The sequence below is a fragment of the Bifidobacterium sp. ESL1118 genome (assembly GCF_058505595.1).
This window is the reverse complement of record NZ_CP196371.1, coordinates 886,930-902,871: the sequence shown is the minus strand read 5'-3', so window position 1 is coordinate 902,871 and position 15,942 is coordinate 886,930. Positions and strand designations below refer to the sequence as shown.

General features: G+C 53.9%; 12 protein-coding genes. 7 read left to right on the top strand and 5 right to left on the bottom strand.

The window, feature by feature from the left end; all coding sequences use genetic code 11:
- Positions 1-56 precede the first annotated feature (56 nt).
- Complete coding sequence (locus ACSYSS_RS03485; RefSeq protein WP_491704207.1) at positions 57-1,649, top strand: zinc-dependent metalloprotease; 1,593 nt, start codon at positions 57-59, stop codon at positions 1,647-1,649.
- Positions 1,650-1,668: 19 nt separating this feature from the next.
- Here the strand turns inward: ACSYSS_RS03485 and ACSYSS_RS03480 are convergent, their stop codons facing one another.
- Positions 1,669-3,168, bottom strand: a complete 1,500-nt coding sequence (locus tag ACSYSS_RS03480) for an ATP-dependent helicase (RefSeq protein ID WP_491704082.1) — start codon at positions 3,166-3,168, stop codon at positions 1,669-1,671.
- Positions 3,169-3,268: 100 nt separating this feature from the next.
- Here ACSYSS_RS03480 and ACSYSS_RS03475 point away from each other — a divergent pair, with 100 nt between their 5' ends.
- Both ACSYSS_RS03475 and ACSYSS_RS03470 read left to right on the top strand, forming a co-directional pair.
- Positions 3,269-4,942: a phosphotransferase gene (locus ACSYSS_RS03475; protein WP_491704081.1), complete on the top strand. Its 1,674-nt coding sequence runs from the start codon at positions 3,269-3,271 to the stop codon at positions 4,940-4,942.
- A 32-nt stretch (positions 4,943-4,974) separates the two neighbouring features.
- Complete coding sequence (locus ACSYSS_RS03470) at positions 4,975-5,196, top strand: DUF3107 domain-containing protein (RefSeq protein ID WP_491704080.1); 222 nt, start codon at positions 4,975-4,977, stop codon at positions 5,194-5,196.
- A 65-nt stretch (positions 5,197-5,261) separates the two neighbouring features.
- Here ACSYSS_RS03470 and ACSYSS_RS03465 read toward each other — a convergent pair whose 3' ends face one another.
- Positions 5,262-6,152, bottom strand: a complete 891-nt coding sequence (locus ACSYSS_RS03465) for a PHP domain-containing protein (RefSeq protein ID WP_491704079.1) — start codon at positions 6,150-6,152, stop codon at positions 5,262-5,264.
- Between the two features lie 283 nt (positions 6,153-6,435).
- Between ACSYSS_RS03465 and ACSYSS_RS03460 the strand changes: the two genes are divergently transcribed.
- Positions 6,436-7,005: a vitamin K epoxide reductase family protein gene (locus ACSYSS_RS03460; protein WP_491704206.1), complete on the top strand. Its 570-nt coding sequence runs from the start codon at positions 6,436-6,438 to the stop codon at positions 7,003-7,005.
- Between the two features lie 125 nt (positions 7,006-7,130).
- Here the strand turns inward: ACSYSS_RS03460 and dapF are convergent, their stop codons facing one another.
- The gene (gene dapF / locus ACSYSS_RS03455; protein WP_491704078.1) at positions 7,131-8,054 is read right to left on the bottom strand and encodes a diaminopimelate epimerase; all 924 of its coding nucleotides are present in this window, start codon (positions 8,052-8,054) and stop codon (positions 7,131-7,133) included.
- A gap of 118 nt (positions 8,055-8,172) precedes the next feature.
- Between dapF and murI the strand changes: the two genes are divergently transcribed.
- Together murI and ACSYSS_RS03445 are read left to right on the top strand one after the other, a co-directional pair.
- Positions 8,173-8,958 (top strand): glutamate racemase, encoded by a 786-nt coding sequence (gene murI, locus ACSYSS_RS03450; protein WP_491704077.1) that lies wholly within the window; start codon positions 8,173-8,175, stop codon positions 8,956-8,958.
- 186 nt (positions 8,959-9,144) lie between these two features.
- Positions 9,145-9,993, top strand: coding sequence for a patatin-like phospholipase family protein (locus ACSYSS_RS03445; protein WP_491704076.1), 849 nt, complete (start codon positions 9,145-9,147; stop codon positions 9,991-9,993).
- A 116-nt stretch (positions 9,994-10,109) separates the two neighbouring features.
- Here the strand turns inward: ACSYSS_RS03445 and ACSYSS_RS03440 are convergent, their stop codons facing one another.
- Positions 10,110-11,015 carry an SPFH domain-containing protein gene (locus tag ACSYSS_RS03440; RefSeq protein ID WP_491704205.1) on the bottom strand — a complete coding sequence of 302 codons (906 nt, stop codon included), beginning with the start codon at positions 11,013-11,015 and terminating at the stop codon, positions 10,110-10,112.
- A gap of 383 nt (positions 11,016-11,398) precedes the next feature.
- Between ACSYSS_RS03440 and ACSYSS_RS03435 the strand changes: the two genes are divergently transcribed.
- Positions 11,399-12,790, top strand: a complete 1,392-nt coding sequence (locus ACSYSS_RS03435; protein WP_491704075.1) for an FAD-dependent oxidoreductase — start codon at positions 11,399-11,401, stop codon at positions 12,788-12,790.
- A gap of 236 nt (positions 12,791-13,026) precedes the next feature.
- On the opposite strand, the gene ACSYSS_RS03430 is transcribed toward ACSYSS_RS03435, so the two are convergent.
- Positions 13,027-15,918: an ABC transporter ATP-binding protein/permease gene (locus tag ACSYSS_RS03430; protein WP_491704204.1), complete on the bottom strand. Its 2,892-nt coding sequence runs from the start codon at positions 15,916-15,918 to the stop codon at positions 13,027-13,029.
- Positions 15,919-15,942: the final 24 nt, after the last annotated feature.

Sequence of the window (15,942 nt, the reverse complement as noted above, 5' to 3'; positions counted from 1 at the left end):
ACCGTACAAGATTCAGAATGCAGATGGAGTAGGAACAAAACCGGAAGGTTGACATGATGGATGAAAACGCGATACACCAATGGCTGATTGATTGCTTTGGCCAAATGCAGGGTGAGATGGCGTGGAATCAGATTCAGTCCATGCCCGACGCAGTAAAGGACCAGCTCCTGAGCGGTGATGCTTCCCAACTTCCAAATCCTGCCGAAGTGCAGGCCATGATGCAGGCCTTTACCTCCGGTGCGATGAACCAGTCACAGGCAACGGGTTCTCAGGACGGGCCCATCAACCTGAATCTGGCCTCGTCCATGGCCCTCGCACAGGCAAAGGACGAATCAAGCCAGGGCACGGTGAGTGCAACAGATGGCCAGGCCGTGCGGCAGGCGATGACCGAGGCAAATCTTTGGTTGGATTCTGCCTGCAACATCGACCCTGCGCCCGGGGAACCAAAGGTACTGACTCGCGCCGATTGGGTCAACGACACACTCGAGTCGTGGGCTAAGTTCGCTGCGCCCGTGGCCCAATCCACCAACGACGCATTGGCATCCGTGCTTTCAGAACGCTTCGGCGACACCGAGATTTCGGGAATCTTCGCTGGACCAATACCGATCTCCCTTCCGGACGGAATGAACGACCCAGCCAGCATCATCAAACTGCTGGGGAACATGGCTTTCTCGATGCAGTTGGGACACGCCGCCGGAACGCTTTCCCACGAGGTTCGCGGCAGCTTTGATCAAGGCATAGCCTTCGGCAAGAACCCTGCAGGCGGTCTTGTGGCTCAAAATTCCATGGAATATGCCAAATCACTCGAAATGCAGCGCGAAGAAGTGTTGGCCTATCTTGCGCTGCAAGAAGTTGCTCATGCCCGTCTGTTTGCCAATGTACCTTGGCTCATGCCACGTTTCGAGGCCCTTATCGGTAAATATGCCAGAGGCGTGAATATTGATCTTGATGCCGTTGAGGAACAACTACGCGATAGCACAAGCATGGATCCCGAATCCATTTCCGGAGCCATAGACATGACGAAGGTCGCCATACCCGACACTCCGGAACAAAAGGAGGCGCTGGAGGCACTCGAAACGTTGCTTGCCCTGGTCGAAGGATGGGTCGACGCCGTGACGTGGAGATCGGGGATGGCGCACATACCGCATATTGAGCAGCTCCGCGAGATGACACGGCGTCAATGGGCCACGGGAGGGCCTGCCGAGCATACGTTCAAGATGCTGATCGGCTTGGAAATGCGACCGCGTCGTATGCGTGAGGCCTCGGCTGTCTGGGAGCGCTTGGGTGCTGAGGAAGGATTCGAGGCAAGGGACGCAAGATGGAACCACCCCGATTATCTGCCGCAGCTTCCGAAACCGACAGACATCACGGGAGCGACTCCTGTCGCCGACAGCGGAGCAAATCCGTCAACATCTGCCGACGGTTCAACAGTTGGCGATCAAGGAAACTCATCGCAAACAGAAGCCCCCGTGGATTCTACGGGTTCTGCCTCTTCAAGTGCACAGGACCGTCAATCGGCTCAAGCTCACCCGACCGGCATTGACTGGGATGCCGAATTGGCAAAACTGCTGGATGAGGAAAACGGTGACAACGGCACAGACCACGACCAATCCGAAGACGACAAAGGCAATGGCCAAAGCAGCAAATAATCGCTCCAGCAGGCCGTTTCTACAGAAAGCGACTCGGTGAACGATGAAAGGCACCGGAACCCTCCTTGGTTCGTGCATAAGAGACATGGAGGGTTTCTTCTGCGCGGGTGATGGCCACATACATCAGACGGCGTTCCTCTTCCAGCTCATCGCCCGGGGCGGGCGAACCATATGGCAGAAGCCCCTCCGAACATCCAATGAGAAACACATGACCAAATTCCAAGCCTTTGGACGCATGAATGGTCGATACATTCACCGCACCTGCAGCTCTGAGCCCCAACGATTCCAATGCATTGCGTCTCGATCCGTTTTCTTCTTCAAGCACTGTAGCGCTCTGCCCGGCACCTGAATCGCGCCTGAGCCGATAGTCAAGCCCCTCGGCTTTGAGGGCTCTGCATATCAAGGATGCCTGGGCATTGACCCTCATCAGCACGGCGCAATCGGAAATATCAGCTCCAGCTCTGACAAGGTTTGAGATGCCTTTTGCCACGGCAACAGCCTCTTCCTCATCGTCTTCGTACACCGTGCGCGTGACTCTAGGTCCTGTTTTCCCTGATGCGGAGAGTTTCAGATAATCACAACGCACCGGCGAACGTGAGAGCACCGCGTTTGCCACCCCCACAATCTGGGCGGTGGAACGGTAATCGGTATCAAGACCGACGTCGGCGGCCAAAGGCGCGAATTCCTCCGAGAAGTGCAGCAAATCATAACTGCTGGCACCTGCAAACGAATAGATGGTCTGTGCGGGGTCGCCGACAACACATACATTACGGTTTCCATCCAGCCAAAGTTTCATCAACCTGTGTTGCAATGGAGAGACGTCCTGATACTCATCAACAGTCAACCATCCTATAGACGTACGAATGGAAGCAGCTGCCTCGGGAAAATCCGTGAGCACATGGCAGACCATCAAAAGGATGTCGTTGAAGTCCATGACTCCCTTGGCGCTTTTCTCGGCCTCATACGCCGTATACATCTCTGCGAAACGTTGCGGCTCAATGCCTGCCGGAGGTAGTCGGTGTGAGACGGCACACAGCTTCGGATAGTCATCGGGAGCCACCAAATTGACTTTCGCCCAATTGATCTCGTCAATGAGACCATGGATATCAGAAAGACCGAACCGCTCCGAATTGTCAAATCGTTGCAACGCCTGGGAGATGATGGGTTCCACGTTTGCAGCAATCTGAGGGAACGGCGCCTCACTGATATCCGACCACACCATTCTCAGTTGCCGCAAAGCTTCCGAATGGAATGTGGCGGACCGCACGGAATCGCCCACACCCAGAGTCTGCAGCCGACCACGCATTTCGGATGCGGCCTTGACCGAAAAAGTGACGGCCAGTACTCTGCTTTGGTCCATTTGCCCTGTGGCGCAACCATAGGCGATGCGGCGCGTGACCGTACGTGTCTTGCCAGACCCTGCCCCTGCGACGATGCGTACAGGCCCACCAAACGTGGTGGCCGCCAGACGCTGCGATTCATCCAAACCATCCAAAATGGAGTCCGTATCAGTTCCCATATCACTATTGTTACAGCCCCACTGCCCCAATCCAATGAAACACCGACCAAACGGTGCACGTCAAAAACGGCAATGACATGCGTTGCAGTAAAATGGCAGTGTGACTTTACATAGCAACCTTACTCTGGCAGCACTTGCCTCAGATACGATGCCCTCGATAGCTGTCGCCGCAGTACGCGACGTACAACAGACGAATGAAACCGACAAGGGAGCCGGCATATCCTATGCCGTTGTACAGGATATCTCTGGGGCACTGTACGACGTGTATGCCGCTGAAAGCAAGGAAGGGTGCGAGCGTCTAAGCAGCCGCGCAGCAGCAGCAAAAACCTTGGCAGGCGTCAGAGGTGCGAACGGGTTGGGGTTCCTCATGGATGCGTTCACAGCATTCAAGCCTGCATCGAACGAACCAGGCAAAAGCCGTAAGGCGGTATTGGTCACCCCACATATCAACGGTGAATGCCGTCCTCTTGATTTGTTCACGTTGGAGGACTGTTCCAGCGCGGGGACGGCCATCGGCGCCTTGCACATGCTCAGTCCGGATTTTGTGGCAAAAGCCGAATACCCTTCCTTCACCAGCACCCAAATCCGCCAGCAGCTGGCCCGTTGGATTGAGCGTCTGCAACGCGCCGGCCATGTACCATCGGCTATCACAACAAGCTGGTCCAACATCATAAACACCGATGACATCTGGCGTTTTTCAACCTGTTTCACACATGGCGGTTTTGAAGACGGGGACTTTGTCTTTTCGGATTCCACCATCAATGCAGTGACCAATTGGCAGAACATGCAGGTCAACGACCCGGCGCGAGATCTTGCCTGGACCTTCCTGAAACTTGATAGCGAGCACCGCAACCAAGTGCTGAGCTCATACGGAACCATGATGGGTTCCAAACTCGATGACCTTATCATGATTCGGGCCAACCTCTGGCTGCAGATGGAGCAAGTGGGCGAATTCATGGAGTCCATGCACCAAGGAGACCACGCTCAGATCGTCAAGTTCAAGGCACAGGTGGAAAAACTGGCCCACGAACTCACCGTCATCACCAACAGGGAAAACGCCAAAGCAAGCGAGAGGCCGAGGAACACAGTTCAAGTCGTCGATTCACGTGAGAACAATCCGAAATCAGCTGTGCATGGCACAGCGGAAACAGGCGGCGCACCATTGAATCCGCCCGAGCAAGACGTTGAGGTCAAAAATTCCGGCGAAGAAGATGACAAGACCAATTCCATCTCGATACACACCTCACTGCGCTCCGCCCCCACCGAGGTATTCAGCGTGGAGGATGTTGAGGAGACACTGAAAGACGATCCAGACACCACCGGCAACAAGCAGGCAGTCACACAGTCCAAAGCCAAGCATGAGTCTGATCAAGACGAAACGGCAGACTCCCCTGTCAATTTTGAGCCATCAAAACCATATTCCGCAGTGACACACACTGACGCCAACGAAAATATGAGCGACGAGGCAAAGAGCACAAAACACGGCAACGGTCCGTCGACTTACCCGCCCATGCCTCGTCCGTCTTCATCTGTGACCATCGCCATGGCCGTGCCTGAGCTATCGGAGGACTCTTCTCAGTCACCGACCGATGACGATGCAAACCAAGTTGAGACAATATCGATTTCAAAGCTTGACGAAGAGAAGACACAGCCTGAAGCAAAAAACAGGAAAACGAATACAATGAAAGCCGAAAGCGAACATTGTAACCTGCTGTGCCTGCACATGAGAGACAATGGGATGTATTCAGCCAAGCACAGCTGGGCCAATCAATGACCTGCCGCACGCAGAAAACGGAAAGAGGATCCATGGACGTCGAATTCGGCATTCAAAATGTTTCTAGACCAGTCAACTTCACCACTTCAGACAGTGAAGATTCCATTGCCAAGACAATAGACGAGGCGTTGAGCGCACATACATCGATACAGGTGACTGACAGCAAAGGACGCCGCATCATTGTGCCCGCAAACGCATTGGGATATGCCATAGTGGGGTCAGAGACAAAACATGCAGTGGGCTTCGGTCAATGACATGCGACCGGTGTTGAGCATTCGCCAGACCTGAACGGGTCTATCATGTGTCGGTCAGCTTTCCATTAGCTGACCGACACATTTTTATGCACTCCCCTACGGATGATTTCATGAGCCACAGCATCCTGAGTAACATTCTCACCCAAACGGTTGGGCTTTCCATCCCCATGCCAATCGGAGCCTCCCGTTACCAGAAGATCGAATCTACAGGCCAGCCGCAAAAGGCGCGCATGTTCGGCATCGTCGTTGCCCCGATTCCATACTTCAAGCCCGCCGAGCCCCTCACGCACCAGCAACTCTATTTGACGGTCCGAAAGCAGTATGGCATTACGGCCACGGTCTGCCGGATGGGCTATGACGCTGATGCCACCGGCTTCGCGGATGGCATCCACAACTTCCATAGCGCTTGGCGAGGCAGTAGGAATGTAGTATTTGCTTGATGCTGACACTGCCCCGGCAAAAGCCTCGGAACGGTTGGGATATACACCTGCAGCAACAAGGGCATCAGCCATGTGCGGCCTGCCCACCGTGGTCTTACTCCCTTTTTTGATCTGGAGCAACACGCTTTCCCACGTAATGGGAAAATCCTCACTCAACAACGAAACCATGGATTTCGCACGCTGTATACGTTTTTGCCGCGTTTTTTCAAATAGGTCCATCAACCGTCGATTCGTACGGTCATAGTTAAATCCAAGAACGTGAACCGAAACGGTGCCGAACTCTGCAGTCACCTCAGTACCGAGGATCAACGGCATATCTGAGGCCTTGGATGCCTCCAAGGCTTCGTCCCATCCTTCAGTCGTATCGTGATCAGTGATGGCAACGCCGTGAAGGCCTGATAATTGAGCATCTGCCATCAATTCGGTAGGGGTTTTGGTACCATCAGAATATACTGTATGGCAATGAAGATCCCAACCAATGGTCGTACGTTGTGTAGATCCTGATGATTCGGTCATACTACTATCGTAGGCCAAGCCACTGCCTTGAAGTAACTATGAGGAAAGATGGTGCATGATATCAAACAAGCCCGGTGCCAAACACAGGAACATTCCCAATCAAACCAAAGAAGGCACTGCACGGGTGAACGCCGACATGGACCGTGACGATTGTGGCCACAATAAGGTTCACGACGACGCATTGCTCGAGACACTTGCAACTTCAGCCGACCTTGCCGACTTACAACCTGGGTCCAGCAGGAGACCGACTGGATTCCTCCACAGCAATGTCTGGACGTATCTCATCATGCTCATTGCTTCGGCATGCGGCTTGTTTGCGTCCTTGATGCTTTCTGCCGAAACGCTGCAACTCGCCAGACATCCGAATGCAAGATTAAGCTGCGATGTCAATTCAGTGCTGTCATGCACAACTGTTGCACAATCGCATCAGGCTGAAATAATCAAATTTGCAGGAGTCAGTTTTCCCAACGCATTCTTCGGCATCGCCGCCTATAGTGTGTTCGTCACCATTGCCGTGATCGGGTTGGCCGGCGTGGTGGTGCCCAGATGGTTCGCCACATGCACTTGGCTGGGGGGTCTGGCAGCCCTGTTGTATGCCTACTGGCTTTCATACCAGTCCGTTTTTGTCATAAAGGCGCTTTGCCCATGGTGCATGTTCATGATGTTCTCGACCACGGTACTCTTCATGGCTCTCAGCCATGCCACTGTGACGGTGCAGAATATTCCGCGCGACAACAAGCCCTTTCAAACTTATTACCGTCTGCATTATGACCTCATGGTGGACTTGATCTGGATTCTTGCCATCGCTGCCGTGATCATATTCAAGGAAGGCTCAGCACTGTTTTCTCTATGATATACGCCGGAGGACGAACTGCCTGGCGTATCTGGTTTATGCGGGAATGTGCTGATTCACCTGCCGTCGTCAGATTCACACCGCCGGGCAATTCATACGTTGTGGTTTTACATACACTGTAGTTTTCACAACAATTCTACCCGACCTACAATGGTGGCGTTCCCGGTGAGTTTCACGTTTTTGTCGCTGACCTTCAGGTGCAGCAGTCCACCACGTACACGGATATCCCACCGGCTCACACCCGTCTTCGCTCTGAGCACCACTGCTGTGGCACCCAGTCCAGTGCCACAGGAAAACGTCTCACCCGCCCCCCTCTCATACACCCGCATGATTGCCCTGCCAACGTCACCAGCCTCGTCCAAACTGTCGATACGGACGAACTCTACGTTCTGACCTGACTCGATCGCCGGCTTCACCAGAGGTTTTCTCGTTAGATCAAGCTGTCCAACAACGAATGGAATAGACTCTGAAGACTGGCCTAGGCTTCCGCCCTGCATGTTGCCCACCACTACCACGTGGGGATTGCCCATGTCCACAAACGTACCTCGCCACGAACCATCATGCCCTGGCAGTGTCACCATGTACGAGCCTTCGTCCCCTAACCGCCAAGTTCCCAGCGAGACCTCGAAAACATCACTGCCATAGGGATCAATAGCCCCCAGCGAACGCAACGTCTTCACTCCCGCTCTTGTTCCCAAGATGAAGGGGTCACCTCCTACCGCCGACGCCAATCCCTCACGTTGAGCCAGCAATGTGACCGCCCTGGTACCGTTGCCGCACATCTCGGCGATCGATCCATCGGCATTGCGGTAATCCATAAACCAACCAGCACCAGCATCTTCACAGCCATGAATCCGCGAATCAGCCAGATCCGAAACGGCGTTTGGATGGGTCAAACGAATAAGTCCGTCGGCTCCGATGCCGAAACGCCTGTCGCACAAGTGCCGTACTTCCTGGGCCGTGGGTTCAAAGGCGCCCTGGTCATCGATATACAGGACGAAATCATTCCCAGTGGCCTGGGCTTTGTATACAAACCGCGGAAGAGTCATGCCACTAGTGTAAATGCAGCCTGAAACTTCAGCGACAGGCCAACATGATGCCCAACGGGTACAGTGGAATCAGCATGAAGGCATATTCCATGGCAATCTGTTCAGGAGGCAAAAAGACATGGTTTCAAACGCTCCCATCGGTGTCTTTGACTCTGGACTCGGCGGTATCTCGGTGGTACGGCAGATGCGTTCAGCCATGCCGAACGAACGCATTCTGTATTTCGGTGACTCCGCCAATGCGCCGTACGGCACCAAAACGCCTGAACAGGTACGTGCCCTCTCCTTTTCCATTGTAGACAGATTCGCCAAGGAGCACGTCAAGGCCGTCGTCATAGCGTGCAACACGGCCACATCCGCTGCCGTCAATGCCCTTCGCGACACATATGATTTCCCCATCGTCAGCATGGAACCTGCATTGAAGCTGGCCTGCGACAGAGGCAACGGCAAACCGCAACGCATCATCGTTGCGGCGACAAACCTCACACTTAAAGAGCGTAAATTCGCCAATCTGATGCATCGCTTCGACAGTGGCAACACCATCTACCGCCAACCATGCCCAGACCTTGTGGAGATTGTGGAGCAGGGACGTTTGGACGACCAAGACCTGGTGATGAAGACGCTCCACAGCTACTTCGACAGTTATGACCTCAATTCCATCGATTCGGTGGTGCTGGGTTGCACGCACTTTGTATTCTACCGTGATTATTTCCGCCGGCTTCTGCCCAAGGCAATCGCCATCATCGATGGCAACGAAGGCACGGTGCGCCATCTGAAGGAGCTGCTTCGAGAAACACAGAGCCTTGCGGCATGCGACGCCCTGGGCAGTGTGACATTACAGAATTCAGACACCAGTCCACATATGACAAAATTGGCGCAGGCGATGCTCGAACGCAGCGGAAATTGAACACTGCACTCATCATTGCAGCAACAATCGGTTGGTCTTGTCAGCTTACATGACCACGGTTGTTGGGTATAGTTTTTCACAGTCCCTTTTGCCGGCATTAAGAGACGACCTTCAGAATTGTCCTTTGGAGCGGCGTAATCTTATGTCCATCACAAAACGAATCAGTCCTTCATGAAAGGAACACCGATGGCAGAAAAGACGGCAATCATTGATGTAGGAGGCGGGTACCGAGCAATCTACGGAGCCGGAGTCACCGATTGGATGCTTGACAATGACATTAGCATTGACCATGCCTATGGCATTTCGGCAGGTAGCGCCGACCTGTTCTCATTCCTATGCGGCCAGCGCGGGCGCACGTACAAATTCTACACCGAGTATGCATTCCGCAAGGAATATGCCAGTGCCTCCAACTTCTTCAAAAAGCACAATTTCGTCGATCTTGACTACGTGTATGGCACACTGTCCGACCACGATGGAGAATATCCCTGCAACTATAAGACGTTCAAGGCCAACCCCACAGACTTCACCGTTGTGGCCTGCAATGGGTACACCGGCCATCCCACATACTTTGGTAAGGACAGCATAGCCCAAGATAACTATGATGTCATGAAGGCGTCGTCAGCGCTTCCTGTGGCGGGCCAGCCTTACATGATTAAAGGGGTTCCATACTTCGACGGAGGCCTCGCCGATCCGGTACCGGTTCGCAAAGCGTTCGACGATGGCGCAGACCGCATCATCCTCATCCTTACGCATGAATACGACTTCATCCGCCAAGCCAAGAAAGACATCATTCCGGCATCGCTGCTCCACCGCTCCTACCCAGCTGCGGCGCACGGCTTGAAGATGCGCTACAAGACATACAATGATGAGGTCACCTTGGCCAAACAATACGAGGCGGAAGGCAAGATACTCATTCTGGCCCCCAAGAACCTCTACGGACTCAATACGCTTTCCAAGGACCTTGACTCGTTGAAGAAAATGTATAAAGAAGGCTATGACGATGCCCAAAAAATAACCGAGTTCCTTGAACGCTGATTCAAACCAAAGTGAGAAATGAACGCAAACCGTTGTGTCGGGAATCAACAATCGTTGACCCCGTTGCACAGCGGTTTCGATATTTGTTCCTAGGCGTTCCTCACCACGACGGATGCCTACTTCGCAGAATCAGAGGCAATGGTAGCCTTCGTCATCTCGTCGAACAATTCATTGTATCCCCCGGGTGTGGAGGATGGGAGCACGACGGTCTTTGCATTATTGGACTCACTCAACGAGCGCATCACGTCCAGGTATTGGTTGAACAACACCACGTTGTTCACGGAGTCGATATCCATACCCACAGCCTGCAGACTCTTAATCTGGTCCACGATACCATTGGCGATTTCACGGCGGTAATTTGCCTGACCTTCACCTTGCAGACGCGTCTTTTCCGCATCTGCAGTCGCCTGCGTTTCGATTTGGATGCGCTGAGCCTCGGCACGCTGACGGGTAGCCTCTTTTTCACGCTGTGCGGCATTGATCGAGTCCATGGCCGTCTTGACTGCCGGGCTAGGGTCGATGGCCGTGATCAGTGTCTTGACGACTGTGAAGCCAAACTTGGACATCTCTCCCCCGACCGTCTTCTGCACGTCAGCGGCCACATCATCCTTCCTTGCGAAAGCATCATCAAGGGAGAGGGCCGGAATGGCACTACGCAACGCGTCCTCAACATAGCTGCGCAACTGGCCTGCTGGATCGCCAAGCTCGTAATAGGCGGTGGCAACGTTGTTTTGGTCCACCCGAAACTGCACTGATGCCACCACAGTGACGAAAACATTATCGAGCGTTTTTGTTTCGAGCTTGACATTGAGCTGGTTGACGCGCATGTTCGTCTTCGTTGCGATGCGGTCCACAAATGGAACCTTGGCGTGGATGCCCGCGAACTGCACATCCTTGAACTTGCCAAACCTCTCAACAATATACGCCTGCTGCTGCGGAACAACGAATAGCGATAAGCCCAATGCAACTGCAGCAATGACAACAACAATGAGCAAGATTACAGTAGACCCAAACAGAACCATTTCAAACATACTTCCTTCCATTTCCCCGTATCATTAACAGACAGCCGCTACCGCAGACCGTTCAACAAGTATACCAACATATTCGTGCGTCTAATGGAAGATTGATAATACCAAAATACGTTATCCGCCAAATACTCAAATCGCATTGTTGGCGATGATTTGTTTGTACATTGCAACGATCCGCACTCAAAAGCATGGAACAATAAACGTACGTTTTTTTGATTTAATTATTATGCATAAAACGTTATATGCTAGATGCCACTTCTACCGATGGGACTAGAGTGGTGGAAGACGAGGTCGGCATGGCATGTACCGTACGATTTTGCTGATGATTGGAGTATCGTGTCCACCCGAATACTGCAGAAAAAATAAGAGGAGTTTCCATGACAAGAGTTGCGATAATAGGTTGCACGCATGCGGGCACACAGGCGGCTACTTCAATCCTTAAGGAACACCCTGACTGGACAGTTGACGTTTTCGAGCGCAACGACACTGTGTCGTTTGTGTCGGCGGCCATCGCGCCATGGGTTGGTGGGCATGTCAACGATACAAAGGACATGTTCTATTCTTCCCCCGAGCAACTGGAACGGCTCGGAGCGAATATGCATATGAAATATGACGTCGTCGACATCAGCGTTGAAGATGGGACCCTTGAGGCGAAAAACATCTCAACAGGCAGGATCGAGCACTTCGATTACGACAAATTAGTTATTGCAACAGGCTCCAAACCTTCGATTCCGGCGATACAAGGCGTTGATGAGGGTGAAAGCAACGGTACGATCCTACCCTGTAAGAACTTCGATGATGCGAAAACAATCGTCGAAAAGGTGCCACACATTACATCGGTCATTATCGTGGGCGCCGGTTATGTAGGATCCGAACTGGCCGAACAGTTCAGTCTCAAAGGTATCAAGACCACACTAATAGACGCTCTTCCACACATTCTTGGCAATGAGTATGACCCGGATGTCACAATCAAGGCGGAACAGGAATTGCAACAACATGGTGTCAGTCTGGCTCTCAAACAAAAAGTGGTGGCGTTCCGACCAGGTGCCGGAGGCAAGGACTCCCCCGACAACGCCATAACCGCGGTCACTGAACTAGGATCATACAATGCCGGACTTGTCGTGATGGGTGTTGGCTTTATACCCAATACTGAATTTGTCTCGTCACAGCTACACACACTTGGCTACGGAGCCATCATCGTGGATGATTTCATGCGGGCATCGAACCCCGATGGTGAGGTTCTGAACAATGTCTTTGCCGCCGGCGACTGCGCCACTGTACACTTCAACCCAACCGACAGTGAAGAATATCGTCCCTTGGTTTCAAGTGCCATACGTCAAGGACAGCTCATCGGAAAGAACATAGCAAAGCCAGTTGATGCCTACTTGGGGACTCAGTGCACGACAGGGGTGCAGCTGTATGACATGTGTCTGGCTTCCAGTGGCGTGACGTTGGAACGAGCGCTACGCCGCCATATCGATGCAACGTCACTCACCATCACCACGGACTATCGTTCAAAGTTCATGCCGACCAACACCCCCGTGACGGCGACGTTGGTGTGGAACAAGGGCACAAGAAAGGTGCTGGGTGCGCAGTTCGCAGCCAAACACGACATTTCCATGGCTGCCAATCTCATTTCCGTGGCGATCCAAGCCAAGTTCACCATCGACCAGTTGGCGGAAATCGACCAGCTGTATCAGCCTAATTTCGCCAGACCGCTCAATTTCATCACCCAAGTTGCACAAGAGGCAGTGGCACAGTATAAATAAAACAAATGAATCAGTAATGCAGAACTCGCACAGCTAACCGTATTGAAAACGCGATCCGAACTGTGTGACAAACGGGCAATATTGCCGACACTGCGGATTGCCGGCATTGCACATTGATGCCATGTTGGCACATATGCCTGTTACAACTTATGTAATACAGACATACGTGCGCTATGACCGCGGTCAGATTCTCAGGCCCATTCGCATGCACCTCGTCATCTGGCCGCACACAACCATTATTCCGTACGCAACGCAGTGGCAGGATCCTGCTTGGCGGCCTTGCGCGATGGGATGATGCCACCTATCAACGTCAGCACCACAGAAAGCAGAATCAACGCCACTGCCCCACCGAACGGCAGCACGCCTGAGACACGAGTGGTGCCCATGAAATGGTGAAGGATGGCGTTGCCAGGCACCAACAGAATAAGCGTGACCACGATGCCCAGCACCCCAGAACACAGGCCTATAATGCCCGTCTCGGCGTTGAACACGGTGGAGACGTTGTGCTTGGAGGCTCCCATAGCGCGCAGGATGCCGATCTCCTTGGTGCGCTCAAGCACCGAGATGTAGGTGATGATGCCAATCATGATCGACGAGACCACCAGGGACACGCCGACGAAGGCGATGAGCACATAGGTGATGACGTTGATGATGGTGGTCACCGAGTTCATCATGAGCCCTGCATAGTCCGTATAGACGATGCGGTCCTTCTTCTTGGCACCGTCGTTGTAGCGCTTGATGGCGTCCTCGATGTTGTTCTTGGCCTTGAAGCTGTCGGCATAGATCTTGATCGAGCTGGGGGCGTTGCGGCCGATGACGCCGAAATCGGAGAGGTTGTCGTTGTACGTCCCCGCTGAGACATATCGGTTGTAGATGGAGACCAACACGTCCTGAGAAGCAGTGGCGATGTAGCTGTCGAAACTCTGCGCCACCTGCTGCTCATCCATCTGACCCAAGGCAGCCTCAGGGTTGGCTGCGGCCGCTGGATTGCCCGCTGCTTGGGCTGCAGCATCGCGTTGCTCAGAGGCTTGGCCCGCCGATACTCCGGACTGGCCGCCTGTCGCCGCACCGCCGAGCCCGCCTGGAGCCGAGACCATGAGCGACTTGGCCATGTTCGCCTTGTCGGAGACACCGAGCGATGCCACATAGGCCTTGGCATCAGCTGCCTTGGCAGCATCGCCGGACGGAGCAAACTCCATGCCGTTCAACACGTTCTTGGTGCGATTGGCCTTCTGATCGGCCACGATGGCACTGGAGTTCGCATGGTCGATGATCCGGTTGGTGAGCATGCGCGTATAGCCGATGCCCGGAGCCAGCGGTGTGGTCTTCGCATCCCGATTCGAACGGACCACGCCGACCACCTTGAGCTTCATTGCCGACGATGAGCCGATGAGCTTGTTGACCTGGTCGGCATCGCCACCGACGTATTGGTATGTGCCATCAGCTCCGCGCACATACTGATCGGATGCCGGCAACAGAGTGAGCTTCTGTTCCAACGCCTTCGAGTAGTCGATGCGCTTGGTGTCAGTCTTCACCTTCTTGCCACTGTTCAGATCGTTCATCATGGTGTCATAGTCCGCGCTCGGCAACATTCCCAATTCGTAGAGCTGGGTGAGCGGAATCTGGTTGTTCCTATCGAGCACCAGGACTACCTGATCGGCGCTCTTGGGCCAATGTCCCTTGACCACGTTGTAGTTGTCGGTAATCACCGAGCTGATGGGCTGCTTGGAGGCATGCTCGCCCGGCATGATCTCGGCGAAGGCCTCGGGCGCCGTATTCGCCTGGCTCTTGCCAGTGAACAGAGCCATTTGCTTGGACTGCATGCCCGATATATCCGTTGACGAAGTATTGAGGCCCGCAATGGTGCCGGCCACACTCTGGGACGAGGATCCGCCGAGCTTGACACCATCCACATCGACGAGCTTTCCCGCCTTGTCATGGGTAAATACGGAGAACCGCGGTGAGTAGGAGTACTGCACACCAACGTCTCCCACATACTGGCGCACTTCGTTGTTTGGCGAATCGAGGTATTTCTTGAAGGGACTGAGATTGTTCTCGGTGATGCCTCCTGTAACGCTTGAGGCACCCATGACTGACGAATCATCAGGATAGATGCCGTTGCGCGCATTCTTGGTCTTCTTGGGGTCCAAGGCGTTCTGGGCGGTGTCCATGATCTTGTTCATGTCGAAGGTCTGCTCGCTGATCTCGATGGGGTACTCAGTCAGCGTCTCCTTCTGAATGTCAGTGATGTAGCGGTTCACGCCTGTGGAGACCGACAAAATCAGCGCGATGCCGATGATGCCGATGGAACCGGCGAAGGCGGTAAGGAAGGTGCGGCCCTTCTTGGTCCTCAAGTTGTTGAAGCTCAGGGCGATGGACGTGGCCAACGACATGGAGGCATGGCCGAGGTTCCGGTGTTTTGCCGGCTCTGAGTCTGCGCCATCCTCCAGCTCATACGGATCGGAATCGCCGCGGATCGTACCGTCCTGCAGCTTGACGATGCGTGTGGCGTATTCCTCTGCAAGCTCGGGGTTGTGGGTCACCATCACCACGAGGCGGTCCTTGGCCACTGACTTCAGGATGTCCATGACCTGCACACTGGTCTCGGAGTCCAAGGCGCCGGTGGGTTCGTCAGCCAGCACGATGTCGGGGTCGTTGACCAGGGCGCGCGCGATAGCCACGCGCTGCATCTGGCCTCCGGAAAGCTGGTTGGGCAGCTTGTTGATATGGTCGCCAAGTCCGACCTGTTGCAGAGCCTTGACCGCACGTTCGCGCCGTTCCTTGCGACCCACGCCGGAAATGGTGAGCGCCAACTCCACATTGGAAAGGATGGTCTGGTGACCGATGAGGTTATAGCTCTGGAAGACGAAACCGACCGTATGGTTGCGATAGGAGTCCCAGTCACGGTCATTGTATTTTTTGGTGGAGGTACCGTTGATGATGAGATCGCCGCTGTCGTAGCGGTCGAGGCCGCCGATGATGTTAAGCAGAGTGGTCTTGCCTGAGCCGGACGGCCCCAAGATGGCCACGAACTCGTTGTCGCGGAGATTGAGGCTCACCCCGTCGAGGGCTTTTTGCACAAAGTCGCCCGTTTTGTACTGTTTGCTGATGTTTTCCATACGAAGCATTCCCGCCCCAATCTGCTCGTTGTC

Coding starts and splice junctions, on each gene's coding strand:
- ACSYSS_RS03485 (WP_491704207.1), top strand. CDS start 57: ATGGATGAAAACGCGATACACCAATGGCTGATTGATTGCTTTGGCCAA.
- ACSYSS_RS03480 (WP_491704082.1), bottom strand. CDS start 3,168: ATGGGAACTGATACGGACTCCATTTTGGATGGTTTGGATGAATCGCAG.
- ACSYSS_RS03470 (WP_491704080.1), top strand. CDS start 4,975: ATGGACGTCGAATTCGGCATTCAAAATGTTTCTAGACCAGTCAACTTC.
- ACSYSS_RS03465 (WP_491704079.1), bottom strand. CDS start 6,152: ATGACCGAATCATCAGGATCTACACAACGTACGACCATTGGTTGGGAT.
- dapF (WP_491704078.1), bottom strand. CDS start 8,054: ATGACTCTTCCGCGGTTTGTATACAAAGCCCAGGCCACTGGGAATGAT.
- murI (WP_491704077.1), top strand. CDS start 8,173: ATGGTTTCAAACGCTCCCATCGGTGTCTTTGACTCTGGACTCGGCGGT.
- ACSYSS_RS03445 (WP_491704076.1), top strand. CDS start 9,145: ATGGCAGAAAAGACGGCAATCATTGATGTAGGAGGCGGGTACCGAGCA.
- ACSYSS_RS03440 (WP_491704205.1), bottom strand. CDS start 11,015: ATGGTTCTGTTTGGGTCTACTGTAATCTTGCTCATTGTTGTTGTCATT.
- ACSYSS_RS03435 (WP_491704075.1), top strand. CDS start 11,399: ATGACAAGAGTTGCGATAATAGGTTGCACGCATGCGGGCACACAGGCG.
- ACSYSS_RS03430 (WP_491704204.1), bottom strand. CDS start 15,918: ATGCTTCGTATGGAAAACATCAGCAAACAGTACAAAACGGGCGACTTT.